The sequence below is a fragment of the Cohnella sp. GCM10020058 genome, assembly GCF_042683485.1.
GTDB lineage: Bacteria > Bacillota > Bacilli > Paenibacillales > Paenibacillaceae > Cohnella.
Map to the genome: position 1 here is coordinate 44,961 of NZ_JBHUJV010000023.1, position 24,997 is coordinate 69,957.

General features: G+C 58.9%; 20 protein-coding genes. 11 read left to right on the top strand and 9 right to left on the bottom strand.

Translation table 11 applies throughout. The features are described 5' to 3' along the window. Positions 1–70: 70 nt before the first annotated feature. The 8 genes from ACFSR7_RS33375 (at position 71) to ACFSR7_RS33410 (ending at position 12,623) form a co-directional block, all read left to right on the top strand. Positions 71–1,051 (top strand): Gfo/Idh/MocA family protein, encoded by a 981-nt coding sequence (locus tag ACFSR7_RS33375; RefSeq protein ID WP_378168972.1) that lies wholly within the window; start codon positions 71–73, stop codon positions 1,049–1,051. A gap of 128 nt (positions 1,052–1,179) precedes the next feature. Further along, the gene (locus tag ACFSR7_RS33380) at positions 1,180–2,085 is read left to right on the top strand and encodes an ABC transporter permease (protein ID WP_378168973.1); all 906 of its coding nucleotides are present in this window, start codon (positions 1,180–1,182) and stop codon (positions 2,083–2,085) included. Positions 2,086–2,104: 19 nt separating this feature from the next. Further along, entirely contained in the window at positions 2,105–2,971 is an 867-nt protein-coding gene (locus tag ACFSR7_RS33385) for a carbohydrate ABC transporter permease (protein WP_378168974.1), read from the top strand. Between the two features lie 51 nt (positions 2,972–3,022). Then, positions 3,023–4,597: an extracellular solute-binding protein gene (locus ACFSR7_RS33390; protein WP_378168975.1), complete on the top strand. Its 1,575-nt coding sequence runs from the start codon at positions 3,023–3,025 to the stop codon at positions 4,595–4,597. A 108-nt stretch (positions 4,598–4,705) separates the two neighbouring features. After that, on the top strand, positions 4,706–10,015 hold the full coding sequence (locus tag ACFSR7_RS33395; RefSeq protein WP_378168976.1) for an S-layer homology domain-containing protein: 5,310 nt from the start codon (positions 4,706–4,708) through the stop codon (positions 10,013–10,015). Between the two features lie 408 nt (positions 10,016–10,423). After that, the gene (locus ACFSR7_RS33400) at positions 10,424–10,918 is read left to right on the top strand and encodes a hypothetical protein (protein ID WP_378168977.1); all 495 of its coding nucleotides are present in this window, start codon (positions 10,424–10,426) and stop codon (positions 10,916–10,918) included. Position 10,919: 1 nt separating this feature from the next. Next, positions 10,920–11,573 (top strand): PspA/IM30 family protein, encoded by a 654-nt coding sequence (locus ACFSR7_RS33405; protein ID WP_378168978.1) that lies wholly within the window; start codon positions 10,920–10,922, stop codon positions 11,571–11,573. A gap of 207 nt (positions 11,574–11,780) precedes the next feature. Next, entirely contained in the window at positions 11,781–12,623 is an 843-nt protein-coding gene (locus tag ACFSR7_RS33410; RefSeq protein WP_378168979.1) for an amidohydrolase family protein, read from the top strand. Between the two features lie 90 nt (positions 12,624–12,713). On the opposite strand, the gene ACFSR7_RS33415 is transcribed toward ACFSR7_RS33410, so the two are convergent. Then, a complete protein-coding gene (locus ACFSR7_RS33415; RefSeq protein WP_378168980.1) occupies positions 12,714–13,961 on the bottom strand; it encodes a carbohydrate-binding protein in 1,248 nt (415 codons plus the stop codon). Between the two features lie 348 nt (positions 13,962–14,309). On the opposite strand from ACFSR7_RS33415, the gene ACFSR7_RS33420 reads away from it, so the two are divergent. Beyond that, positions 14,310–15,398, top strand: coding sequence for a VanZ family protein (locus ACFSR7_RS33420; protein ID WP_378168981.1), 1,089 nt, complete (start codon positions 14,310–14,312; stop codon positions 15,396–15,398). On the opposite strand, the gene ACFSR7_RS33425 is transcribed toward ACFSR7_RS33420, so the two are convergent. The 3 genes from ACFSR7_RS33425 to ACFSR7_RS33435 all read right to left on the bottom strand — a co-directional run bounded on the left by ACFSR7_RS33425 (position 15,391) and on the right by ACFSR7_RS33435 (position 18,154). Next, the gene (locus ACFSR7_RS33425; RefSeq protein WP_378168982.1) at positions 15,391–15,858 is read right to left on the bottom strand and encodes a DUF4288 domain-containing protein; all 468 of its coding nucleotides are present in this window, start codon (positions 15,856–15,858) and stop codon (positions 15,391–15,393) included. The genes ACFSR7_RS33420 and ACFSR7_RS33425 overlap by 8 nt on opposite strands. A gap of 180 nt (positions 15,859–16,038) precedes the next feature. Continuing rightward, positions 16,039–16,590 carry a dihydrofolate reductase family protein gene (locus tag ACFSR7_RS33430; RefSeq protein WP_378168983.1) on the bottom strand — a complete coding sequence of 184 codons (552 nt, stop codon included), beginning with the start codon at positions 16,588–16,590 and terminating at the stop codon, positions 16,039–16,041. A 136-nt stretch (positions 16,591–16,726) separates the two neighbouring features. Beyond that, complete coding sequence (locus ACFSR7_RS33435) at positions 16,727–18,154, bottom strand: DHA2 family efflux MFS transporter permease subunit (protein ID WP_378169035.1); 1,428 nt, start codon at positions 18,152–18,154, stop codon at positions 16,727–16,729. A 288-nt stretch (positions 18,155–18,442) separates the two neighbouring features. Between ACFSR7_RS33435 and ACFSR7_RS33440 the strand changes: the two genes are divergently transcribed. After that, positions 18,443–19,066 (top strand): TetR/AcrR family transcriptional regulator, encoded by a 624-nt coding sequence (locus tag ACFSR7_RS33440; protein WP_378168984.1) that lies wholly within the window; start codon positions 18,443–18,445, stop codon positions 19,064–19,066. Here ACFSR7_RS33440 and ACFSR7_RS33445 read toward each other — a convergent pair. From ACFSR7_RS33445 to ACFSR7_RS33465, 5 genes are all read right to left on the bottom strand, one after another. Then, positions 19,063–20,073, bottom strand: coding sequence for a GtrA family protein (locus ACFSR7_RS33445; protein WP_378168985.1), 1,011 nt, complete (start codon positions 20,071–20,073; stop codon positions 19,063–19,065). The genes ACFSR7_RS33440 and ACFSR7_RS33445 overlap by 4 nt on opposite strands. A gap of 34 nt (positions 20,074–20,107) precedes the next feature. Next, positions 20,108–21,145 (bottom strand): phosphodiester glycosidase family protein, encoded by a 1,038-nt coding sequence (locus ACFSR7_RS33450; RefSeq protein ID WP_378168986.1) that lies wholly within the window; start codon positions 21,143–21,145, stop codon positions 20,108–20,110. Between the two features lie 191 nt (positions 21,146–21,336). Continuing rightward, positions 21,337–22,146 carry an AraC family transcriptional regulator gene (locus ACFSR7_RS33455; RefSeq protein WP_378168987.1) on the bottom strand — a complete coding sequence of 270 codons (810 nt, stop codon included), beginning with the start codon at positions 22,144–22,146 and terminating at the stop codon, positions 21,337–21,339. A 67-nt stretch (positions 22,147–22,213) separates the two neighbouring features. Then, the gene (locus ACFSR7_RS33460) at positions 22,214–22,969 is read right to left on the bottom strand and encodes a sugar phosphate isomerase/epimerase family protein (RefSeq protein ID WP_378168988.1); all 756 of its coding nucleotides are present in this window, start codon (positions 22,967–22,969) and stop codon (positions 22,214–22,216) included. Between the two features lie 123 nt (positions 22,970–23,092). Next, positions 23,093–23,989 carry an AraC family transcriptional regulator gene (locus ACFSR7_RS33465; protein WP_378168989.1) on the bottom strand — a complete coding sequence of 299 codons (897 nt, stop codon included), beginning with the start codon at positions 23,987–23,989 and terminating at the stop codon, positions 23,093–23,095. Between the two features lie 156 nt (positions 23,990–24,145). Here ACFSR7_RS33465 and ACFSR7_RS33470 point away from each other — a divergent pair, with 156 nt between their 5' ends. Continuing rightward, a complete protein-coding gene (locus tag ACFSR7_RS33470) occupies positions 24,146–24,991 on the top strand; it encodes a sugar phosphate isomerase/epimerase family protein (protein WP_378168990.1) in 846 nt (281 codons plus the stop codon). The last annotated feature ends 6 nt before the right edge of the window (positions 24,992–24,997 follow it).

Sequence of the window (24,997 nt, forward strand, 5' to 3'; positions counted from 1 at the left end):
TCCCTGATGGCGAGCCCCTCGCCGCCCTTGCTATGATGACCGCATTCGAACGGAGGAGGCGGTCTTACAAATGGGATATCGCGTGGCCGTGATCGGGGCCGGCATCATCGCAGGCTCGCATCTGAAGGCGATGCTGGGCAGAGATGACCTCGCGCCCTGCGCGATCGCCGACATTCGCCGGGATCGGGCGGGCGAGCTGGCGGCGGAGCACGGCATCCCGTCCTACGCGGACTACAAAGAAATGATCGAAAAAGAACGGCCGGATATCGCGGTCGTCACCCTGCCTCATTATTTGCACAGGGAAGCCGCGTGCTTCGCCGCCGCCCGAGGCTGCCATATCATGCTCGAGAAGCCGATGGCGATGAGCGTGAGCGAATGCGACGAGATCATCGAAGCCGTGTACGCCGGCGGGGTCAAGCTGATGGTCGGTCATACACAGCATTACGACGCGGCCAATCTCGCGGCCAAAGCCTGGATCGACGGCGGCCGGCTCGGACGATTGACGATGATTAACGACAGGCGCCACCAACGGTACGACATGCCAACCAGGCCGGCGTGGTTTTTCGAGAAAGACAAGGCCGGCGGAGGCATCCTGACGAATCTGGGTTCGCATTCGATCGACAAGATCTTATGGATGACCGGCGAGACAATCGCGAGAGTGACGGCAAGCATCCGCTATGCGGATATGAGAGGGGATATCGAAGGGGGCGGCTCGGCCTTGCTCGTGACCGAATCGGGCATCCCCGCGACGCTATCGCAGTCGGGCTACCCGGGCGCCGTCGTCGACGAGACGGAATTCCGGTTCACGGGCGGCAGCATGAAGCTGCTGACGGGCAGAGGGCTTTGGGTAAGCGACGGAGGCGATTATGAGCAAGTGAACGTGCCGCCGCAGCCGGATCCGTTCGTCCGCCAGTTCGAGGACCTGATCGGCGCGATTTGCGACAACCGCGAGCCCGAATGCTCAATGGCTTACTCCCGCAGCGTCGTGGCAGTCGTGGAGAGTCTGTACCGCTCCCACGAACGGCAGGCGGAAACGGCCGTCGAACGTTAAGAAGCTTCGCAGGCATTTCAAAAACCGAAGAAATGCGAGGTTTCCGCATATCGCATCATTGCGCCGCTGCCGGAACATTCATTAAGCTAGGCGGCATAGACACATCGCTTTAGACTGGAGGGTCGCAAGTGGCGTTATTCCGATTGAAATTCAATAGAAGCAAGTATCTGCTGCTGCTCTTTTTGCCGGCGCTCGTGTATTACATTCTTTTCAAGTACGTGCCGATGTTCGGCATCCTCATCTCGTTCAAGGATTACAACCCGTTCAAGGGGATCTGGGCGAGCGACTGGGTGGGGCTCAAATATTATTCGATGTTTTTTCACAGTCCGGACTTCCCCAAGCTGCTGAGGAACACCGTGCTGCTCGGGCTTTACAAGGTCGTTTTCGGCTTCCCGGCTCCGATCATTCTGGCGCTGCTGCTTAACGAAGTGAGGAAGGGCATCGTCAAGCGGCTCGTGCAGTCGATCAGCTACCTGCCTCACTTTATCTCGAACGTCGTCGTCGTGAGCATGATGTTCCTCTTTCTGTCTCCGACCAGCGGCCTCGTCAACCACGTGATCGAATGGATGGGCTACAGCTCCGTCAACTTCATGCAAAACGAGAACTATTTCCGCACGCTCTACATCTTGTCGGAGATCTGGCAGCATATCGGCTGGGAAACGATCATCTATCTGGCCGCGCTCAGCGCCATCGATCCGCAGCTGTACGAAGCGGCGACCGTGGACGGCGCCAGCCGCTGGCACCAGCTGCGCCACATCACAGTACCCGGCATCATGCCCGCGATCGTCATCCTGTTTATCCTGAACATCGGTCACGTCCTCGACATCGGCTTCGAAAAGGTGCTGCTCATGCTCAATCCGTCGATCTATTCGACTGCGGACGTGCTGAGCACGTACGTGTTCCGGACGGGCATCCAGGCGATGAACTACAGCTACGGCACCGCGATCGACCTGTTCACGAGCGTCGTTAACCTGCTCTTCATCCTCACGGCGAACTGGATCAGCCGCAAGACGAGCGAGACGAGCCTATGGTGAGGAAAGGAGCGAACGCGTCATGAAGCCTAAATTCGGTCTGTTCGATGTCATTTTGTATGTCGTGCTGTTCGCCGTCGCCGCGTCTGCGCTGTATCCGTTCATCTATATGATCGCGGTCTCGCTCAGCGGCACCGTGCCCGTGCTGAAGGGCGAAGTGTTCTTCTGGCCAAAGGAATTCAACCTGAACACGTACACGGCCGTCTTCGACAATCCGGAGATTGGACGCGCCTACGTCAATACGATCATCTATACGGCGATCGGCACGGCCATCTCGCTGATCGTCAGCGCGGCGGGGGCTTACTCGCTCTCCAAGCGTGATATGCTGTTCCGCAACGGTTTTATGGTCATGGTCGTCATTACGCTCTTTTTCAGCGGCGGCATGATCCCGACCTTTCTCGTCGTCAAAAGTTATCATCTGATCGACACCATCTGGGCGATGGTGCTGCCCGGCGCCGTCAGTACGTGGAACCTGATCGTCATGCGCACGTTTTTCTCCGGCATGCCCCAGGAGGTGGAGGAGTCCGGCAAGATCGACGGCTTGACCGACATCGGCATCTTTTTCCGGCTCGTGCTTCCGCTGTCCAAAGCGATACTCGCGACGATCGGCCTGTTCTACGGCGTCGCCATCTGGAACAACTTTTTCTCCGCGCTGCTCTATCTGCGGGATGCCGACCTGTTCCCGCTTCAGGTCATCGTCCGCAATATGGTGCTTCAAGGCTCGGGAGGCGCGGGCGGCGCGGGCAACATCGGCGGCGACAGCATGATCGTCGACGAAGCGCTCAAGTACGCGACCATTATCGTGACCACGGTTCCCATCCTCTTGATCTACCCGTTCCTCCAGAAGTATTTCGCCAAGGGGGCGCTCATCGGGTCGGTCAAAGGTTAACATACAGACATGGGAAAAATTCGTTCGGAAAACAGAAAGCGAGGGGCAACAATGAACAAAAAGACAGCAGTCGTATTGTCCGCGGTCATGGGCGCGAGCGTCGTGCTCGGCGCGTGCTCGAAAAACAACAACGAAGGTGCGAGTCCGTCGCCGTCCGCCTCGGCCACGACTTCCGCAAGCGCAGGGGCCGGCGCGTCCGCCGCGCCGACGACGCTCGCGCCGCAAACGTTCACGTTCCTGGACTACAGCAATCCAAGCTGGCCGTACGACGCGAACTGGAAGATCTGGTCTTATATTAAGGAGAAGACGGGCGTCACGCTGGACATCCAGCTGCCCGCGGGCAATCTGCTCGAGGACGCGATCAGCCTGGCCATCGCCGGCGGCGACATGCCCGACATCATGTGGACGCAGGAGAAGCGCCTCGCCGACAAGTTCGGCCAGCAGGGCGCGCTCGTCAACATCCTCGACTACGTCGACGACATGCCGAACTTCAAGGCCTGGATGGAGAAGTATCCGGCCGAGACGCAGAACATGCTGTCCTCCGACGGCAAGATGTATGAATTCCCGAACCAGGGGCTCGGGGAGTCGAATCGCCGCACGTGGATGTACCGCGAGGACATCTTCAAGAAGCTGAATCTGTCGACGCCGAAGACGTGGGACGAGCTGTACGAGACGCTCAAAAAGCTCAAGGCGGAATATCCGGACAGCTACCCGCTTACGGTGCGCAACGGACTGCGCTACTTCGAGGATTTCGCGGCGGGCTTCGGCGTGTCTGCGCCGGTCGACGCGCAGCGGGCAAGCGCTTATCTGGACGGGACGAGCGGCGAATGGAAGTATGCGCCGGTGCAGCCGGCCTACAAGGACATGCTCGTTTATTTCAACAAGTTTTATAAAGACGGACTTATTCCGAAGGACTTCCTGACGATCGATACGAAAATGTGGCAGGACATCGTGTCCACGAACCGCGCGTTCGTCACGCTTGACTACATCGGGCGGATCGACTTCTACAACAGCGCGCTGCGCAAGGACAATCCGGACTTCTCTATGAACTTTATGGCGCCGCCGGCGGGTCCGACGGGCCTGCAGAAGAACGCGTTCACGGCCGTCACGGAGGAAGGCTTCATGATCTCCTCCAAATCCAAGAAGATCAAGGACATCGTCAAGTTCATCGACTTCTTCTACTCCGAGGAAGGGCACAAGCTGGTGAGCTGGGGCAAGGAAGGCGATACCGTCAGCGGCGACAGCTTCATCGAGAAGTATACGGACATCTCGGACCTGCGCAAGAAGACGGGTCTGTCGACCGACGGCACTTATACCTGGTTCGACTTCAACGCCCACATCTCGGTCTCCTCGCCGGAGCTGAAGTCCGCCTACGAGCAGGCGCCGCAATACGACAACGCCAAGACGTCGACGCCGCCGTTCACGCCGGAGGAGCAGCAGGTGCTGAGCACGAAGGGCGATTCGCTCAACAGCCACCGCGACGAGAACTTCGCGAAGTTCATCATGGGCACGCGCAGCTTCGATACGTGGGACAAGTTCGTCGAAGAGCAGAAGAAGCTCGGCTACGAAGAGATTTTGGAGATTTACAAAAAAGCGGACGAGCGCGCGAAGGCGGCCGTGAAGTAAGCAAGCGAGCAGTTATCGGAACAAGCGGCAAAACGGAACCATCGCAAGCCCCGTTGGACGATTCGGCGGGGCTTTGCCATACCCCCAGGCGCGAAAGGAAGGTTCAGCATGACTCTACTCAGGTTGAAAAAGAAGCTCGCGGCCGCGATGGCCGCGCTCCTGCTCGTCTCGAGCGCGCTCGCGGCACTGCCGCCTCAAGCGGCGGAGGCGGCCGGCGGGAGCGACTCGCCTTTGATCGTCCCCTACGCGCAGCAGCTGAACGCCATGGATTCGGCGACCAACGCCACCGGAGATACGGTCGGCACGGCGGGCGTCGCGCTCGTCCCGAATGTCGACCCGGCCTATATCAAGGAAGGCACGGGCTCCAAGAAGTGGCTGCTTGCGATCAACGTCGATGCCGCGAACCCGACGGCCTACATCGCGGGCGCGGCGCTGATCTATCCGAAGCTCGCGCCGAGCGTCGATCTGAACGGCTACAGCACGCTGAAATTCTGGGCTTACAACTTGAAGGCCCGGACGGGCGACCAAGCGGACAAGCCCATCCAGCTCCGGTTTTTCATGAAGGGGGACAGCGAGTACTACTACTACCGGCTGCCGCTCGATTGGACCGGCTGGAAGGAAGTCGAGATCCCGCTGTCCGTCGTCAAGACGCAGACGAGCTCGGCAAGCGTCAAGGCTTGGGGATCGCTCGACTACGTCCGGCTCGATCAGGCCGGCGTCGGCGGCACGACGCTCGATCCGACCTTAAGCATGTACCTCGACGACTTCCGTCTGACGGGGACCGGCGAAGTCTATCCGGCCGTCGCGGACAAGCCGTCGGGCGAGTACGTCAACAAGACGACGGTGACCTTGTCCAGCGCGACCAAGCCCTCGGCGCTTGCGGGCGTTTACTACAAGCGGGTTGGCGTCGACGGCGATTTTCAGCGCTATTCAGCGCCGCTCGTGCTGACCGAGAATACGACGCTTGTGGTTAAATCGTCTCTCGCCGGGACGGACAGCGCGGAGACGACCTATAACTATACGTTCGTCTACCGCGACTTCGTGGAAAACGTGACGGCAAGCCCGGGTGCCGGAACGTACGCCGAACCGAAAACGGTCGCGTTGAGCTCGGCTACGGAAGGCGCAGCGATCTCATACAAGATCGAGGGCGTGGATGCGGCTTTCAAGCCGTACACGGCGCCGCTGCTCGTCGACCGTTCGCAGACGATCACGACGAAGGCGGCTTTCGAGGGCAAGGTCAGCGAGGAAATGAGCTACGCCTACGATATCGATCTGTCGAGCAGCTCGAGCCTTCAGATCGGCAATACGGAGACGTTCGCGGGGTGGACGAATACGACACCGTCGGCGGTGCCGGCCGTACTCGGGAGCTACTCGGGCCGATGGACGGACCCGACTTCCCCGATCGATATCACGGACGTGACGACCGCGCCGTGGAAGACGAACGACCAGCTGGAGTTCTGGCTGTATTCGGATCGCATTTCCAACAAAAAAATATATGTCATCATCAGCACGCCCGACGACGCGAATCCGGGCAACGAATATTTCATGAGCTCTTTTTTCGTCGACTGGACGGGCTGGAAGAAGATCGAGCTGCCGTTTAACAAATTTCTCAATTCCAACGGCGGCGCGAAGCTCGAGAATATCCGCAAGGTCGTTCTCCATCCGCGCTGGTACGATTCGGACCCGGTATCGAGTCCGGACGACAAGCTGTACTTCGATGCGATGGCGCTCGCTAAAAACGCGATCGAGCCGTCGATCCGGCAGATCGACAAGAGCGCGCTGCCGGCCAGCGACGTTCACTACGCCTTTTCGCTGAAAAACATCGGCGGCGAATCGACCGCGTATGCGCTGTCGCTGAAGACGGCGATGGGCGCGGGCTACGATACTGACTATCCGGCGACGACCGCCGTCGTGGCGAACGGGGCCGAGACGGACGTCGACGTGCAGGTGAAGGTACCGGCTTCCGCGCAGGCGGGCGCTGTGCGCAGGGCGGTGCTGAATGTCCATCCGCTCGCGGGCGGCAAGGATACGACGATCGAGCTGAATCTGAAGGTCGGTGCGCCGCGGACCGCGACGAAGCTGCATCCCTACGTGATGCTGTCCGCCGATCAGCTTGCCGAAGCCAGGACCAAGATTCAGTCGTACGGCTGGGCATCCGATTATTTGTCCGCGATCCGGCTCAAGGCGGATGAATGGGTGAATAAAACCGTCTATTACCCGTCCAAACCCGGCGGCGAGAGCACGCTTTACGTGTGCGGCGATACGCCGCTGGTCTTCGACTACGACAAGCCGCATACGCATCAATGCCCGACCGACGGCACCTGGCATACGGGCGACGACCTGGACGCCGCTTGGCGGTTCACCGCCCATACGGTGAACATCGAGGCCGCGCGCAATCTCGCGCTTGTCTACGCGCTGACCGGCGAGATTAAGTACGCGGCGAAGGCCAAGGAAATTCTGACGCATTATGCGGCGCTGTATCCGAGCTATCCGCTGCAGCCGCTGAACGGCAGAATTTACTATCAATCGCTCGACGAAGCCGTTCAGATCATCGAGCTGGCGCATGCCTACGATCTCATCGAGCCGAGCGGTCTACTGAGCGCGGCGGAGAAGTACGACATCGAGCAGAACCTGTTCGCGCCGTCGGCGAAGACGCTGCAAGGCTACGACGTCGGCAAGTCCAATTGGCAGACGTGGCACAACGCGGCGATCGGCACGATCGGGGCGCTTCTGGAGGACAAGACGCTGATGGACTTCTCGGTCGAGGGCCGAAGCGGCTTCAACTTCCAGATGGCGAACAGCGTGCTGTCCGACGGCTTCTGGTACGAGGGCGCGATCGGGTACCATTTTTACGCGCAGTCCGCGCTGTTCGACCATGCGCAGGCCTTGCTCGGCATGGGCTACGATCTGTTCGCCAATCCGAACTTCAAGAAAACGTACGACGCGACGCTGCAATATGCGTTCCCGGACCTGGGCATCATCAACGGCAACGACTCGGGCAAGTATCCGACGAGTCTCGCGGCGCCGGGACGGGTCGTGCCGATGGACTACGAGGCCGTCTACGCCCATTATCGGGATCCGTCATACGGCGCGCTGCTGAGCAAGCTCTATACGGACAAAGGGCGCGTGCGCGGCGGGTTCGTCGTGCCGGGCGACACGTCCTCGGGCATCGCCGGCGAGCAGGCGGTCTTCTATGGTGCGGAGGTTGTCCCAAGCGGCGGATCGCTGTCCGCGGAGAGCATGAACTTCACCGGACTCGGCCATTCGGTGCTGCGCGCCGGGGAAGGCGAGGATCAGCTGTACGCGCTGGTCGATTACGGCCTGCACGGCGGTTATCACGGCCACCCGGACAAGCTGCATCTAGAGATTTTCGGCCAGGGCGAGCGTCTCGCGCCGGATCTCGGCATTCCGCCTTACAGCAATTCGATGTACGAGACTTATTATAAAAAGTCGTTCGCGCACAATACGGTGCTGGTCGACGGGGATACGCAGCAGATCCCGACGTTGAACGGGACGGAAACCTACGAGCCGACGAAGCTGTTTCTGCAGTCGGGGCCGCTCGGCATCATGACCAATACATCGAGCAAAGCCTACGCGGGCATGGACCGGTACGAACGCACCGTCGCGGTGACGAAGGACTACCTGATCGATCTGTTCAGCGTCGCCTCCGATACGGAGCGCCAGTACGATTGGGTGCTGCACGGCATGGGCGACTTCTCGACGGACCAAGTGATGGCGCCATATGCGGGCCCGCTCGGCACGAAGGATGCGTACTCCTTTTTCCGAAACGGCAAGTCTCAGAACGTATCCGGCGAGTGGGAGGGCGCATGGAAACTGCCGTCCGGCAACGGGTTGAAGCTGTTCAGCTTGACCGGCACGCCGGACGCGCCGATGCAGATGATCGTGGGCGAAGCGCCCGGACCGGGCAATGCGACCGATTTGTATACGCCGACGCTGGTGAACCGCGTCCAGGCGAAGAGCGCGCAATTCGTCAGCGTGCTGGAGCCGTATGCCGGGGAGAGCGCCATCGCTTCCGTCGGCAAGACGGAGGACGGGCGGATCCAAGTGAAGCTGAAGGACGGCCGCGAGCAAGTTTTCTATTATAATGCGGATGCCGAGACAGCCGGCGCCCTGCAATATTACTTCGTCGACGGGAAGGAAGGGACTGCGGATCAGGCGAGACCGGAGACCAGCTTCTCGGGCGGCGTACTGGATCTCACTGACGATGATGAAGGCGCGTTCGAGAGCCTGACAGCCGTCGTATACGCGCCGGGCGCGACCAAGGTCCGCTGGAACGGCGAGGAGATTGCGTTTAAGTCCGACAACGGCTTTGTCATGATGAGCATCCAGTCGGATGTTGAGCCTGAGCCTTCCGCTTCGCCTTCTCCGACGCCAACACCAACGTCAACGCCTAGCTATGTACCGACACCTACGCCGTCTCCGGCCAAGCAGGCGGAGAAGCTCGTGCAGCCCGGCGAGGCCGCCTCGCTGTCGCTTGGCCAGGAAGTAACCGTATCCGTACCGGTTGGCGCGTTAAACCGGTCTGCGACCTACAAAGTCGTCAAGCTGGACGATACGGCCGTCATCGCGCAGCTGTTGAAAGATGGCGATCCTGCGGCCAGTGCAATCTACGAGATCGACAAGAGCGAGCAGGGCAAGTTCGCGGTGCCGATTACGATCCGGTTAACGTTCGATCCGGACAAGATCGGCGAAGGCCGGAAGCCTGCCATCCATTATTACGACGAATCGAAAAAGCAATGGATCGAGATGGGCGGGACGGTAAGCGGCAACGCCGTCGAAGTCGCGTCCGACCATCTCACCAAATTTGCCGTGTTCGCCGTGAGCGCGTCGCCGGCTGCGGCATTCACCGATACGCAAGGGCATTGGGCGAGCGCAGACATTCAGGCGGCAGTGAAAGCGGGCATCGTCAAAGGCTACGAGGACGGCACGTTTAAGCCCGATCAAAGCGTCACTCGCGCGGAATTCAGCGTCATGCTGATGAACGCGCTGCAGCCCGAGGGGCAGGCGGACAACGTGCCGGGCTTCGCCGACCGCGACCAGCTCGGCGACTGGGCGGCGGAGGCCGTCGCGCAGGCGGTAAAAGCCGGCATCCTGCATGGCTACGAGGATCGCACGCTCCGCCCGAACGCCGGGCTGACCCGTGCGCAGCTCGCCGTGATGCTCGCCGCAGCCTTGGGCGATACCGCTGCGGATGTTAACGCTGCCGCCGCCGCACCCGGCTTTGCCGACGATACGCGTATCCCGGCTTGGGCGTCAAGCGCCGTACGCGCGGTTCAGTCGAACGGCCTGATGAAAGGCCGTTCCGGCGGGCGCTTCGAGCCGGACGGTACCGTGACCCGCGCCGAAGCGGCGACGGTCGTCATTCGCTTGATCGAGGCGCTTAACACATATCAGTAAGCATGCTACGCAACACCGCCGGCAACCTTATAGGCTGCCGGCGGTGTTTTTCTATTGATCGTTCGAGGAGTACATGTATTTTCTGCCCAACGGCGACGCTTGATCACATACATGCAAATATGCAGGTAAATGTGAGTAACGTACCGGGAATCCGGTTGCATTGCATGGTGAGATTAGATGCCTTTCGGCAACTATCCGACTGTTAATAGTCCAATATGGCGGAAATAGATGTATTTTTGCAGGAATTACGAGCAAAGCGCATTTCATTTCTTATCGGCGGCATGGCAAGGCGTTAAGCGCATTTTCAGTAGGAATTCAACCAAGCATCAGTTGGCATTCACGCGGCTTTCAGCCTGGCGGGCTATCCTTGTCTTACCGGAACAACCGGTGAGAGAAGGAGGTGAGAACGTGAAACGCGCTTCAATACTTAAGGGAATCGCCATCGGCTCGCTTATCGTCCTGTTCGCGATTCTCGTGGCCAAGCTGCTCGGGATTCCCCATCACGAGGCGGTTGCCCATCAGCAGGCTTGGGGCCACGGGTTCGGTCGTCGCGGATGGCAGCCGTCATCGCCGGTCGAACAAGCTGTCGGCATCTTCCCGATCGTGTTGACCGTCTTGCGTGTGGTCATGCTGACTGTCGGCGCCGTCGTATTTTTCAAAGCGAAGGGATTGCTCAGATGGGCAGGCGCCCTGATCGCGGCCGTCTCTCTGATGAGTCTGCTCACGCCGTTCTGGGGCCTGGTCGTCGTCGCCCTTGTCATCTGGCTGACGCGCAGAATCAACAAAAACAAAGCTTTCGAAGCCTCTGTGCAAGAAGCTGTACCGTCGACGTATACAACCAGCGTGAGCCGCGGCCAATTTTTGGACGAGTGGGAACGCAGCCAATATAAGGAGGAACGATAAAATGGGAATTTTCTCGAGAATGAAGGATATCGCAACCGCGGACGTAAACCGGGTATTGGACCGCATCGAAGATCCGATCAGCATGGCTCGTCATTACATCAGGCAGCTTGAAGAGCAGATCGACCGCGCCCGAAGCGCGCTGGCGACCCAGATCGCGGCCGAGCAGCAGTACGATCTGCTCGTGGCGCAGACGGGACAGATCGCGGACAAGCGCGCAAGGCAAGCCGAGTTGGCTGTTGACCGCGGCCAGGACGATATCGCTGCGCTGGCTTTGCAGGAGAAGCTGCATCACGGAAAGCTGCTGCAGACCTATCTCGAGCAGCGCGACGTCATCCGCAATCAGACGGCGAATTTGCGGCAGGAGATCGAACGGCTGCAGAAGCTGCATCGCGAGCTGAACAACAAGCTTTCCTTCCTGATGGCTCGCGCCAACGCCGCGGCGGCAATCCGGGAGACCGTAAAAGCCGTTCCCTACAGCGATTCCGACAAAATTTCCAGAGAGTTCGGACGCATCGAACAAAAGGTCATGAGATGGGAAGCGGGAGCCGAAGCCCATCTGTCCACGGGCCGTCCGTCGGTCAATCTGGCGGAATGGTCGGAGCGGGACGAGATTCAGTCGGAGCTCGAGAAATTGAAGGCTGCAAGGCAGGCATAATAAAGGGCTGCCCAAAATTGCACGCCGATGCTCGACGGACAAGCTGGTTCCGGCACTTAGCCGGAGTCGGCTTGTTTCGTATGATTTGCGGACGTTATTTGCATGCAGCATGGACGGGATTCAGGAAGAGGCATCGTAAAAAAGAATTTCGTATATGGCCTGGCGTACGGATCCTGGATTATACTCTCACATAAAGGAGAGGACGACATGAGAATCGATGCCCACCAGCACTATTGGTCGATCGAGCGAACGGACTATGGATGGCTGGCGCCGGATAAAGGCATTTTATACCGGGACTATGGGCCCGAGGCGCTTAAGCCGTTATTAACACAGCACGGATTCGATGCGACGATCGCCATTCAAGCCGCTCCTTCGACGGAGGAGACGCGCTATTTGCTTTGCTTGAGCGACGCTGAGCCGACGCTGGCCGGCGTAGTAGGGTGGCTGGACCTGACGGATCCGCAGATGGAACGGGAATTCGTCAAGTTGCGGGCGCACCCGTTATTCGTCGGCATACGTCCGATGATCCAGGATCTCCCCGATGGCTGGATCTTGCAGGATGCGGTCGCGGCGAACATTCGGCTGCTGTCGGATGCCGAATTTCCGATCGACCTTCAAGCGCGCCCGCGTCATCTCCCCGACCTCATCCGCCTGGCCGAGCGCATACCGAAGCTTCGCGCGGTCATCGATCACTTGGCCAAGCCCGAGATCGATGATCGAGGCGCCTGGTCGCCCTGGAGCGAACGAATCGCGGAATTAGCCGGTCACGACGGAATCTATGCCAAAATATCCGGCTTCTCCGCAGAGCCCGGACGCCAGTGGAGGCTGGAAGAGGCCCGGCCGTACGTCCGCCATGTGCTGGAGACGTTCGGTCCGAATCGGGTCATGTATGGAAGCGATTGGCCGGTTTGCCTGGAGTCGTCCTCTTATCAGGACATATTGGGGGCAGCCTTCGATTTCGTTCCGGAAGACTGGACGCAGGAAGATCGCGATGCCTTATTCGGCACGAATGCCGAGACATTTTATAAAATAGCTTGCAACGTAAAGTAGGCTTCGTATATTCTGGCGATCTGCCTGCGAGGGGCATGCTAACAAAAGGAGACGGCGATTCGCCGTCTCCTCTTGCCCACTTCAGAACGGTCAATACAGCTGCGTGATCTTCCACCAGTTGATATCGAAGCCGCCCGTGACCGCATAGAGGCCGAACTGGTAGGTGCCGGCCGTGATCTGGACGACGTGCGAAACGGTCCGGTAGCTTGCGAAGCTGCCGGTATTCGGCACGTTAATCTCGCCCAGCACGGTTGCGCCCGAGTTGATATCGAGCGAGATCTTGCCGTTGTTGTTAGGGGACGCGACCCGGTATTCCACGAGATAGGTGCCGGTCTTCGGAATTTGCACGTTGCTGAACGCGATCCAGTCCTGGCTGTCGATGCCGCCGACATTTTGTCCGCCGCCCGTATCCGGCGTCGTCTCCTTCATGACGCCGCTCATCGACGTATAGTCCTCCGCCTGGAACGTGCGCGTGAAGCAACCGCCCGTGCTGAGTTCGCATATTTCCGACCGGTTCGTGGACACCTTCAAGTCGTCGTACCATACGTACGAATCGTTCGCGGGCGCGAACGAAGACGTCGCGCCGCCGAAGAACGAGGAGAAGTACGCTTTATCCACCAGATCCGCGTTCCGCACGAAGCGCAACCCCGTGATATTCGCCGCCGATACGCCGTTGTACCAGATCTGGATCTCGCCGTCCGGATTGGCGTTGCCGTTCGTCACCGTATTGACCTTGAGGCGCTGGACGATGTTTACCCAGGTGCCCTTCGGATAGTAGATGTCCGAGCCGTTGGCGTTTTTAAGCACCGCGTAGTCTCCGTACTGCCCCGCATCGTCCATATGATAGTAATATATGGCCGCTTGCCCGCCGCTGCGCCAGATCATGCGCGAGGTGAAGCCGTTGTAGCCCGTGCATGGAATTCCGCCCGAACACGCACCGCCCCCAGCTAACCCAAGCCCTAGCTTACCCGCGAACTCGGTCGTTCCCCAGCTGTAATCGCTGCTGAAGCGAACCCAATAAGACAAGTAATACTCTCTTCCCGGCGTCACCTCAAACGGCGCCTGAGCGCCTGAGTTGGGCGGATCGATCTGGCCTTGCGGATAAAAGACGCGCAGCGACTGGCCGCCGGAGTGGTTGAAGTTGTAGCCGTCGATCCACGTTCGTGTGCTCATGCCGTTGTCCCACGGCGCGCTCCAGCCGTCGAGCGCCCACTGGCTTAGCGTGTAGGCGCTGCCTCTGGCCGGCCGCTCGAACGTATTGATCTTGGGCGCGGCGAAGGCGGCGCCTGCATCCGTCAGCAGAAGCAAGAGCAAGATCAGCGATACTACCTTTTTCATCGTATCCCTCCTCGATTTGTTGACGCTTTGATAACGCTTCCAAATTTGCCGTCACATCCGATCCGTTCGGGTTTGCCGGGTCTCCATCCGCCACCCCCTTGTTCGCGCAAGTCGCCAGCCGTTATCGCTTCTCCGAGCTCGTCGTCCCGTTTGGCGCAAAACTAACTTATCATTAGGCATAGTCGGACGAAATTGGCATGTTTGCTGATTATTCGCAACGCGTAAGCAAGCAAGCATTAACACGCACATAAATGGTTTCGATTCTTTGCAATCGACCTGAAGCGGGGGCGTTCGAAACCGGAATGCGTTATAGTTAAGCCTGAAAATGTAAATGGCAGGTGTTCGCTCATGATCGGCTCTTATCTGTTTCCGATTTCCAATGCATTCTTAAGCTTTCCGATTGCAGCCGCGATTTTTACCGTCCCATTCCTGGTCGTGCAGTACCGGCGCCATGGCTACGTCCACAAGTTGCGGGCGTTGGTCCTGTATCTGCTGCTGCTCTACCTGCTGAACGCGGTGTTTTTAATCCTGCTGCCGCTGCCGCCTACGATCCACAATGTGTCGCCGGATGCGGGCTCGTATTTCCAATGGATCCCGTTCCACTTCCTGACCGACATCGTCCGGGAGACCGGCGTCTCGATCGAACGTCCGTCGACGTACCTGCATCTGCTTGGCGAACGGGCAGTGCTCCAGGTGGCGTTTAACGTGCTGCTGACCGTTCCGTTCGGGCTGTTCCTCCGCTATTACTTCAGCGCGCATTGGATTCGCTGCCTGCTGCTGTCCTTCGGCTTGTCCTTATTGTTCGAGACGACGCAGGTGACGGGGATCTTCGGCATCTTCGATTATCCGTATCGGCTGTTCGATGTCGACGATCTGATCACGAATACGGTCGGGGGGATGGTGGGATATGTATTGGCGCAATGGTTTGCAAACCGTTTGCCCCGAATCGACCGGCTGGATGCAGAGGTTGACCTATCGCTGAAAAGGGTGAGCTATACCCGAAGAGCGATTGCCGCCGGGATCGACTGGTGCTTGCTGCTGCCGGTCTGCGCCGTTTTGGGGATGCTGCGTTTGCCGATTCTTTACGTCTTCGGCTTCGTCGTCATCGTTTATTTTATCGTCATTCCCTATGCGACGAACGGCCGGACGGCCGGCAAATGGGTCGTTCGTATCCGCGTGCGCGGGAAGGGGGAGCGTGTATCGCTGCGGGAGCTTATCGTACGGTATGGCTTGCTCTATCTGCTCGCCGGCGGCATCAACCTGACCTATCCGATCGTTGCCGTCCGCGATTTTCCGCCGCTCGTCCTCATCCCGTATGCCGTCGGATTGTTCGCGATGAACGTCTGGCTCGGCATCCACGTGATCCGCTGCGTCCTGGGCCGCCGGCGCGTGCCTTTTCACGACAAGTGGAGCGGCACGCGGCATGTGGTTAGCTAGGGGAACGGGGCTTCGCATTGAAGAGGCTATTTCTCAGAATAAAGTTGTGATCGACGACATGCTCGTGCACCGTTTCCGGATAATAGTGAGCGATGACGGTCTCGATAGGGACATCTTGGGGTACGCGCAAAGATCGCGAATACAACTCCGTGCCCGATTGCAGATTTTCATCAAATAAGATGAAACAATCTAAAGCCCGGACGAATTTCCAGTCGACCGTTTCGCCGTATGGATTTTGGTAATCCATTTCATTTTGCTTGGCTTTCTTTTCGGAGATTGTATACGCTTGGTCCGGCGATTGCGCTTTAACCAAGAGAAGGCATTCTTCGAATGTCTTATGTGTATTGGCGTAATTTTCGTCTATCGTTTCAGGATCGGGATTGCCGGTTATGACGGCTTCGTACAATACTTTTACCGCGTACCATCCCCAGGTTGATTTTCCGGTTTTATGATTTTTCATGGGATCGACTCCTTACCGATTGTTATATAACGAAGATCCGTATACAAGTTTCTACCCGCTTTAACCGTTCGAAAAAGGAAAGATTCAGGCTGACTTCTGTATAAAAAACCAGCGGCCTCCGAGGACTGGAATTAAAGTCCCGGACTGCCGCTGGTTTATGGGATTGCCGGTTATCGTTCGTTAACGAGCCGGCGTGTAGCGGAGCGCCACGACGCCGGAGCCGAAAAGCTTGGTCTCGGTCAGCTTCAGGTTCAGCCGATCGTGAATTCCCCCCAATAATCGGGGGCCGTCTCCGGCAACGATGGGCTGCACCAGGAAGTGATACTCGTCCACCAAGCCCAGCTGGGCCAATGTAGAACCGAGGCCGGGACCGCCGTTGACGAGCAGGGTCTTCCCTTCCGCCAGAAGCTTCGGCACTTCCTCGGAAACGGGGCCCTTCAGCAAAAATGAGTTCTGCCACGGCAGGTGATCCAGCGTTCTCGAGAAGACGTACTTGGGTTTCCGATCGAGCTTGCGTGCGAAGTCGACCAGAAATGGAGGTCCTTTGCCGCTGCTGGCAATGGCCGGCCAGGCGCTTTCCATCAGCTGGTAAGTTTCGCGTCCGAAAAGCCCGCCATCGGCCTGGTCCATCAGATCCTCCGAATACTGGTGGAGCTCCTGGTCCGCAATCGCCTGTCTGTGGTCACAGCAACCGTCCAGCGTCACATTCATTTGCAGGATTACGCGTCCCATAGGCTTGCAGCCTCCTTTATGTCTGCATTTTATCATTCAATAGGAGGGACGGTTTCTCATAGATTGCTATTATGCAAAAAGCCGGCCCCGCATGTGCGGGGCCGGCTTTTTGCATAATAGCAATCGTGGCCGTCTATCAAGCTTCCTGTACTTTGACATCCGCCCGAGCCGACAGATCCTTGACCTCGTGCGGGTGATCCTTGCGCTTGATAAAGAAGGAGAGCAGCAGTCCGACGACGCCGATCGCGACGATGACCAGGTATGCGTCGTTGATGCCTTGAATCATCGCTTCCATCGACATATGCGCCTGATCGGTGCCGCCGGCGGCAGCCATCTCCGTGTAATGCGTCTTGGTCCGGTCCGTCATGACGGTGACCAGCAGCGAGGTGCCGATGGCGCCGGCGACTTGCTTGATCGTATTCGAGATCGCCGTGCCGTGGGCGCCGAGCTTCGGCGGCAGCTGGTTGAGACCCGCCGTCGTGATCGGCATCAGGAACATCGCCATGCCGATTCGGCGGCCCGTCGACATCAGCACCAGATAGGTATAGCTGGTCGAGTCGGTCAAGTTCATGAAGCCGATCGTCGTACCGATCGTGATGGCCATGCCGATGACGGACAGCCACTTCGCGCCGAAGCGGTCGAACAGCTTGCCGGTGATCGGCATCATGAAGCCCATCAGGAGCGAGCCGGGGAGCATCAGAAGGCCGGACTCGAGCGCCGTATAGCCCCGCGCGTTCTGCAGATACAGCGGCAGCAGCATCATGTCCGCGTACATCATCATCGTGACGGCGATGTTGATGATCGTCGTCAGCGTGAACATATCGTACTTGAAGGCGCGAAGTTCGAGCAGCGGGTTTTTGGACGCCAGCTGACGCCATGTAAAGAGGCCCAGGGCGACGATGCCCGCGATCAGATACGTAATGACTTCCGAGCTCGACCATCCGAGGCTGCCTGCCCGGCTAAAGCCGAACAGTACGGCGCCGAAGCCGACCGTGGACAGCAGAACGCTGAGCAAATCGATTTTTGGGAATGCCCGCTCCGACACATTGCGAAGATAAATAAAGCCCAGAATGATGACGAGCACGACGAACGGCAGCATGCCGTAGAACATCGTTTCCCAAGGGAAGTTCTCCAGGACGTATCCGGCGAGCGTAGGTCCGATCGCCGGCGCGAATATGATGGCGAAGCCGACCATGCCCATCGCGGCGCCGCGCTTGTTCGGCGGGAATAGCGTGAGAATGACGTTCATCAACAGCGGCATAATAATGCCGGCGCCTGCCGCCTGTATGAGGCGTCCCGCCAGCAGCACGGGAAAGCCGGTGGCGACGGCCGATACGATCGTGCCCGCCAGGAAAATCATCATGGAAGCCTGGAACAGCTCCCGCGTCGTAAAGCGCTGCATTAAAAAGGCCGTGATCGGAATCAAAACGCCGTTGACCAGCATGTACCCGGTCGTCAGCCACTGGGCCGTAGTCGCCGAAATATCGAAGTCCTTCATCAGCTCCGGCGTGGCCACGCTCATGATCGTCTGGTTCAGCGTAGCGAGAAAAGCCCCCAGAATCATGATGAACAAAATCGGCCCTTTTTTAAGCGAGCCGCTCTCTACAGCCAAGGTTTTACTCAACTGCCCCATCCCTTTCAAGTCCAAGGTGGACTAAATTTACACTGTGTAATATACTTAACACGGCATAAATTAGATTTTAACCGGATCTGCGAGGTTTGCAATCGACAGTAATCGATGGAATGTAAATTAACTCGCATGAAAACGGACGCTCGTCGTTTAGATTCTTTAAAATAGACAGAACGAGGAGAAACTGTCGTCCAACCGGCGGATCTTGAAAGGAAGGTTAACATGACTCATGCCACGCCGCGCACCGACCCGCGCATCGTTCGCACGCGCCGCATGCTGCGGGACGCGTTCGTCGAAATGCTGGAGGAGATGGACGTCGAGAAAATTTCGGTGAACCGACTGGCCGAACGCGCCACGATCAACCGGGTGACGTTCTACCTGCATTACCGGGACATTCCGGACATGATGGAGAAAATGGCGGACGAAATGATCGAGGACATTCGCGCGATTTTGCAATCGCCGAACTCGCTCCAGACGCCCGCACGAAACGAAGAGTGGCCGCTGATGGTGAACCTCCTCGAACATATCGCCGAGCACTTTCGGTTCTATAAGGTCATTCTCGCTACGAGAAGGGCGACGGTTTTTACGGAGCGAATGTTAAAGCTGCTGACGGATGTGGTCGTGGAGCGGATCGACAGCCCGCAAGCGGAGGCGGACCTCGCCGCCTTGGGCGTCCAGCGGGATATCGTCGTTTGGTACGGTTCTTCCGCATTGATCGGCACCATCGTCTCTTGGCTCCGCAACGACATGCCCTACACGCCGAGCTATATGGCCAAGCAGTTCATGCTGATGCGGCGCCATCACGAGAGAAAGTCTGACCGCGCCGCCGACGGCGGCAGCGTTTAGTATACGTATCTCCGCTGCCACCAATAGCTGAACAAGAACAGCGAGGCTTCGGTCAGCAGCTTGGCGGCGAACAGCGGCATGCCGATCGTCTCGTGGAACGAATGCAGCAGCACGTAATTAAAGAGCAGAATCGTGGCCGCCAGCGCATAATAACGGGGGAGAGAGCGGCGGACGCCTTTTCGCTGGCCGCCGAAAACGTATTTGCGGTTCATCGCATAGTTGAAGGCGGAGCTGACAACGCGGGCGCCGACGACTGCGACGAGCAGGTTCGCCGTCATCCACTGCAGCAGGAACAGCAGGACGAAGTCGAGCACGGCCGACAGGACGGACGATGCGCCGAATTTGAGAAACGGAAAGTAGATGCGTGCGGAGTCGGCGAGCGGGCGGAAATGAGAGGATTTGTTGTCGTCCAAGTAGACGGTGTCGATCGGCACCTCGACCGTCGCGTATCCCGCCGGTTTGGAGGCGAGAAGCATGTTCATTTCGTACTCGAACCGGTCGCCGGGCACCCGGCAGAGCCAGTCGAGCATGTCGGTCGAATAGCCGCGCAGCCCGGTCTGCGTGTCCCGGATCGGCACGCCCGTCGCGTAAGCGTACACCATTCGCGTGGCCGAATTGCCGAAACGGCTGCGCAGCGGCACTTTGCCGGTGAACCGCCGGCTGCCGAGCACGATATGGCGCCGATGCGTGCGAACCGTCTGCGCGATCCGCATAATATCGTGGGGCAGATGCTGTCCGTCGCTGTCCGCGCATACGACGCCGTCCGTATCATCGCCCGTGCGCTTGATATAATTGAAGCCTGTTTTTAACGCGGTACCCTTGCCTTTGTTGTCATCGTGCCTCAGAACGGTGCATCCGGCCTCCCTGGCCGATTGAAAAATACCGTTGTACTTGTCCCCGCTGCCGTCGTCCACGATCAGGATCGGCGTATCCGTGACCTCTCTCAGATCATGAATCAGCCCCAGCAGCCGCTCGTCGGGTTCGTAGGAAGGAATTAAAATCGTCATAGTCGTGCCTCCTCGGCGAGATTGTCGTGAGCCCTTATTCGGGCAGATAGATGATGTCGCTTACGCCTCTTTCTTTTTCCTTGCCCTGCGGATTGTTCACGACCTTGCCGTTAAAATACATCGTAGAGGAGCCGCCGCCGTCCAGGTTGTAAGCCTCGGTGGCGCCGAGCTCGGCGAACAGGTCCGCGAATTCATTCAGCGTCATGCCTCTGCTGTCCGACGAGCGGCCGTCCACGACGACGAATACATAGTGGTTCGGGGCGATCATGCCGATGCCCGTCCGCGGGTTGGCGCTGTCGATCGTGCGGTTGCCGAAGTTGGTGTCGATCTTGACGTTGTCGAAGTCGTCTACGGCCACGCCGTTCTGAACGAGCGTCGGACCGAACGAGAAGGTGTTGGTCACGCCCTCGGCCAGCAGGGAAGCCGAAGTTTCCCCTTCCTCGTCGTAGGACTTCATCGATCCGTCCGAGAGCAAGGCCAGCCCTTCGCGCGCCGGCTCGTCCCGGTAGAGCGTGCCGTTCCGGATGACGACGCCGTCATTGCGGAAGCCGTAGTAATCGCCGTTGATGGCGAATACGGCGCCGTGGTTGCCAGCGATGGTGGACGTGTTCTGCGTGATATTCGTGCCGAAGGCGTCTTTGGCGAACGCCGTCTGGATGCTCGTGCCGTTTTTGAGGATTACGTCCGCGACATAGTAGGTGATCAGGTCGTCGCCCGAGCCCTTCTGCACCTTTTGGATGCTAATCTTTTCGTTATCGCTCTCGTAGTTCCAGTCGTCGGACTGAACGGCGCCGTTCGAAGCCGTCGACGAGCCGGACGTTGAGCCGGGCGTCGAAGCAGACGAGTCTGTCGCGGAGCCGCCGGTCGAGCCGTTCGAAGTCGTCGCCGTGCCGGACCCGGCCGACAAGTTCGATATGTTCGACGAAGTCTGCGCACTTGCTACCCGAACCTCCACGTGCTCGATCAAATATCGGTCGGCGAGCTTATACGTGACGGTTCCGAGCGTCGCGAGGACCAGGACGACGGATACAATGATTTTGGTTTTTCGCTTCAGGCGTTTAATGGCAATCACTCCCTGTCGATATGAAGACGCTGTTTGCTGTACGGGATTCATTATCGCGGAGGGAACTGAATCGATCTTGAACGCGGGCTGAAGGAAAGGTGAGCCGAAGCTGATCGATTGCTGAAAGTGTGCGAAACGTGATGGCAAATGCAAAAAAGCCCCTTCTCGGCCGAATGCCGAGAAAGGGCGCGCATGAATGCTTAAGTCGGGAAGCTCGCGCGCTTCTGCTGCTCCTCCCGGTATCGGCGGGGGGACAGCCCGTAGCGCATGCGGAATTGTCGATGGAAGTAGGTGTAGCTGTTGAAGCCGCAGGACGCCGCGACGGCATCGAGCGACATGGATGTGTGCCGGATGCGCTCGCAGGCGGTCGCGAGCCTCACTTCGATCGCGTAGCTCATGATCGATTGGTTGAAGCAGCGCTTGAACAGCGATACGGTGCGGGATACGCTGACCCCGGCGTGTCTCGCGATCTGCTCAAGCGTCAGCGCCTCGGCCGCGTGCAGATCGATGAAACGTTTGATGCTGTAAGCGACATAAGCGGGCGTAGGGGCCTTTTCCGTACCGGCCGTCTCGTACAGCCGCTGCAGCGACAGGCAGAAGGCACGCAGCAGGTAGTCCGTCAGCTCGCCTGGCGCGTTGCCCGACCGCAGCGTCTCCCGCTCAAGCCGGCTCCATAAGTTCAGCAGGTCGTCGTCGAGCGGAACGGCCGTTTTTTGCGGCGGTCTGAAGCGCTGCCACCACCAATCCATCCATGAACCCGAGCAGATCGCGTAATAATCGATGCTGTTGTCGCTCAGGATCAGCTCGTACGGATCACCGGGCTTGAACACGAGCAGGTCGCCCGGCACAATCTTGTTGAATGCGCCGTCGATCAGCGCCTCGCAGGTGCCGCTCGTCTGAAGCCGGATCACGTACGTGTCCAGCTGCTGGACAGGCTGACGAGAGCGTCTCTTGTGATGCGCCATGCCGACGTACAGCGGAACAGCGCGAAGCTGCTGATCGTTCGACATGGCGGATCTCCTCTCCCGAATGGTGCATCGTGGCGTTAAAATGTGCGCGGTCAGCGGCCTTTCTATGTTAATATCCGCGTTCGCGAAGCCACTCTCTGCTGATGCGTACGCTCTCGAGCGCCGAACCGGCGCAATCGTCCTGCTCCACGAGGAGCCATTCGGTACCGGCTGTCTCGGCAGCTGCGAGCACGGCCGGCAGATCCATGTCGCCGCGTCCGAGCTCGACCGTCTCAATATCGCCATCGGGGGCTTTGCGCATGTCCTTGAAATGAATCAGGGGTACGCGACCCGCGTATTTCCGAATATATTCGACCGGATCGCAGCCGCCGTGCGCGACCCAGCATACGTCGAGCTCGCTCTTCAAGAAGTCGGCGGAAGTGCGGCCGAATAACGCGTCGAACCAGCGCTCGTCCTCGTAGGCGTCCGTAAATTCGATCCAATGGTTGTGGAAGCCGAACGAGATTCCTTGTTCCGCGAAGCGCCCGCCGCAAGCCTCGAAAAAGGCGGCAGCCTCCGGCAAGGGCATGCGCTCCGATTCGGCGATCCCCGGACAGACGGCGAATCGGTTGCCGAGGACCTCGCTCATGACAAGCTCCTCGTCCAGATGATGGCGCAGCCGGTTTACGTTCACGTGCGTGCTGACCGCTTTCAGCGACAGCCGGTCGAGCAGCTCGCGCAGCTGTTCGGGGCCGTAGCCGTAATAGCCAGCGAATTCGACGCCCTCGTAGCCGATCTCTGCCACCCGCCGCATCGTTTGCTCGAAATCCCGCTCCAGCTCGTCCCTTAGCGTATACAATTGCAATCCGACCTTCAATTTCGTCATCGTCCGCATCCTCCGATTCGCTGCTCGCTCAAGCTTTGTTTCAATTATAAGAGAGGCAGGCCGGCGCGAATATAAAGGATGTCATTAAAACATGAACGATCTGATTGCCGAAGGCGGCCGGAATCAGGCTTGATGCTTGCGGTAGTCGCCCGGCGTGAGCCCGGTATGCTTTTTAAAGGTACGGTTGAAATGGCTGATATGATTGTAGCCCGCCCGCGTCGCAATCTCGGTCACGCTGAGGTCCGTGCCCAGCAAGAGCTCCATGGCCGCCGAGATGCGCAGCGCGGACAGCAGCTCGATGTACGATTTGCCTTTGACAAGCTTGAGCAGATTGCTGAAGTACGACGGTGCCATGAGCGCCCTGGCCGCCATGTCCTCCAGATGAAGATCCTCGTCGTAATGCGACTCCATATAGGCAATCGTCTCGAAAAAAGCTTTGCGGTGGTAAACGACCTGCTGCCGTTCGCGCGAGCCGTCGGCGCTCGAATAGCGTTTGTACTGCCGGCAGGTCAACACGAGCAGCTTCAGCAGCTCGGCACGGATCGCCAGCCGGTAGCCTTCCTCTTTTTCTTCCCACTCGGCCGCAATGACATCGAGCAAGCTCTCGACGACGGCCTGCGCGGGCAGCGTGAGCGTCATCTTGGGCAGCAGGTCGGCCTCCGCGAGGAGCGGTCGGATAAAGGCGAAATCGACGAACGTCTCGATGCTCGACAAGTCCCGCAGGCTCTCGTGGATCGCGTGGGGCATAAAGTCGACCTGGAACATGACGAAGTCCATTCCTTCGCGCCGCTCCAGCCGGTGCTCCTGAAAGGGAGGGATCGAGAAAAGGTCGCCTTTGGCGAGCACGTGACACTGTCCGCCCGCCCAGTGGAGACAGCTGCCGGAGCGCATATAGCACAGCTGCAGGTGCTCGTGGGCATGCAAAACGTCGTTCATCGTCTGCGGCCGCCGGATCTCGATCTTGAAGGGAAACGCGTCGTCCAGCATTTCTTTGGAGCCGTATATCGGATACTCGGGCATAAGACCTCCGCTGCGTCTCGTTCTCTTCTTTTTATCGTACACGGATTCTCGGAAATGTTCAAAAGAAGCGCGGAAAATGGAAGGCGTGCACCCTTCTGGCCCTGCCATAATCTACATGACCGATCGCAAGCGACGGAAATGAAAGAGAGGTGCGGCATGAATCGATTGGCATTCAGCACGCTCCCCTGCGAAGGCCGGACATTGGACGAAATGCTTGAGCTTGCCGTCCGCTGGGGCTTCGGCGGTTTGGAGCTAAGGGAAGGCGCGTCCTGGGGAATATCCACGGAAATGACGGCGGAGGCGCGCAGGTCGGCGCTTCGCAGTTTCGAGCGGGCAGGCGTGCGGGCGACCGACATCGCCTCGGGCGTCTGTCTCGCCGGTCTTGCGGATGACGCGGCCCAGCTCGAAAACTTGCGGCGATCCGTGCGGCTCGCGCACGACCTGGAGGCCGGGGGCGTACGCGTTTTCCTCGGTTATTTCACCGAACGCAGGGACCAGGACATGCCGGCCATCCCATACGAGGCGCTGGTCGCGCATATTGCGTCCGCTTGCGACGACGCGGCTCCGCTTGGCGTGCCGATCTGGATCGAGACGCACAATGAGTTCGCCACCGGCCGCTCACTCCGCAAGCTGCTGGACGACGTCCGGCGCGACAACTGCGCCGTTATCTACGATATCATCCATCCGCTAGAAGAAGGCGAGCAGCCGGAAGAGACGGTGGCGCTGCTCGGGGCGCAGTGCGTTCATGTCCATGTCAAGGACGGCGTCCCGTTCGAAGATCCGCTGCGCAGCAGCTGGAAGTATACGCGGATCGGAGAAGGACAGGTTCCGATCGCCTCCGTCGTGGAAACGCTGGAGCGCGCGGGCTACGCGGGCAGCTACTCGCTGGAGTGGGAAACCAAGTGGCGTCCGGAGCTGCAGGTGCCCGGCATGGCGCCTGAGACGGTCTTTCCCGATTATGTGGCGAAGATGCGCGATTTATTAGAACGATTGAAGAAATGAGGGGCG

Coding starts and splice junctions, on each gene's coding strand:
- ACFSR7_RS33375 (WP_378168972.1), top strand. CDS start 71: ATGGGATATCGCGTGGCCGTGATCGGGGCCGGCATCATCGCAGGCTCG.
- ACFSR7_RS33385 (WP_378168974.1), top strand. CDS start 2,105: ATGAAGCCTAAATTCGGTCTGTTCGATGTCATTTTGTATGTCGTGCTG.
- ACFSR7_RS33390 (WP_378168975.1), top strand. CDS start 3,023: ATGAACAAAAAGACAGCAGTCGTATTGTCCGCGGTCATGGGCGCGAGC.
- ACFSR7_RS33395 (WP_378168976.1), top strand. CDS start 4,706: ATGACTCTACTCAGGTTGAAAAAGAAGCTCGCGGCCGCGATGGCCGCG.
- ACFSR7_RS33405 (WP_378168978.1), top strand. CDS start 10,920: ATGGGAATTTTCTCGAGAATGAAGGATATCGCAACCGCGGACGTAAAC.
- ACFSR7_RS33410 (WP_378168979.1), top strand. CDS start 11,781: ATGAGAATCGATGCCCACCAGCACTATTGGTCGATCGAGCGAACGGAC.
- ACFSR7_RS33415 (WP_378168980.1), bottom strand. CDS start 13,961: ATGAAAAAGGTAGTATCGCTGATCTTGCTCTTGCTTCTGCTGACGGAT.
- ACFSR7_RS33420 (WP_378168981.1), top strand. CDS start 14,310: ATGATCGGCTCTTATCTGTTTCCGATTTCCAATGCATTCTTAAGCTTT.
- ACFSR7_RS33425 (WP_378168982.1), bottom strand. CDS start 15,858: ATGAAAAATCATAAAACCGGAAAATCAACCTGGGGATGGTACGCGGTA.
- ACFSR7_RS33430 (WP_378168983.1), bottom strand. CDS start 16,590: ATGGGACGCGTAATCCTGCAAATGAATGTGACGCTGGACGGTTGCTGT.
- ACFSR7_RS33435 (WP_378169035.1), bottom strand. CDS start 18,154: ATGATTCTGGGGGCTTTTCTCGCTACGCTGAACCAGACGATCATGAGC.
- ACFSR7_RS33440 (WP_378168984.1), top strand. CDS start 18,443: ATGACTCATGCCACGCCGCGCACCGACCCGCGCATCGTTCGCACGCGC.
- ACFSR7_RS33445 (WP_378168985.1), bottom strand. CDS start 20,073: ATGACGATTTTAATTCCTTCCTACGAACCCGACGAGCGGCTGCTGGGG.
- ACFSR7_RS33455 (WP_378168987.1), bottom strand. CDS start 22,146: ATGTCGAACGATCAGCAGCTTCGCGCTGTTCCGCTGTACGTCGGCATG.
- ACFSR7_RS33460 (WP_378168988.1), bottom strand. CDS start 22,969: ATGACGAAATTGAAGGTCGGATTGCAATTGTATACGCTAAGGGACGAG.
- ACFSR7_RS33465 (WP_378168989.1), bottom strand. CDS start 23,989: ATGCCCGAGTATCCGATATACGGCTCCAAAGAAATGCTGGACGACGCG.
- ACFSR7_RS33470 (WP_378168990.1), top strand. CDS start 24,146: ATGAATCGATTGGCATTCAGCACGCTCCCCTGCGAAGGCCGGACATTG.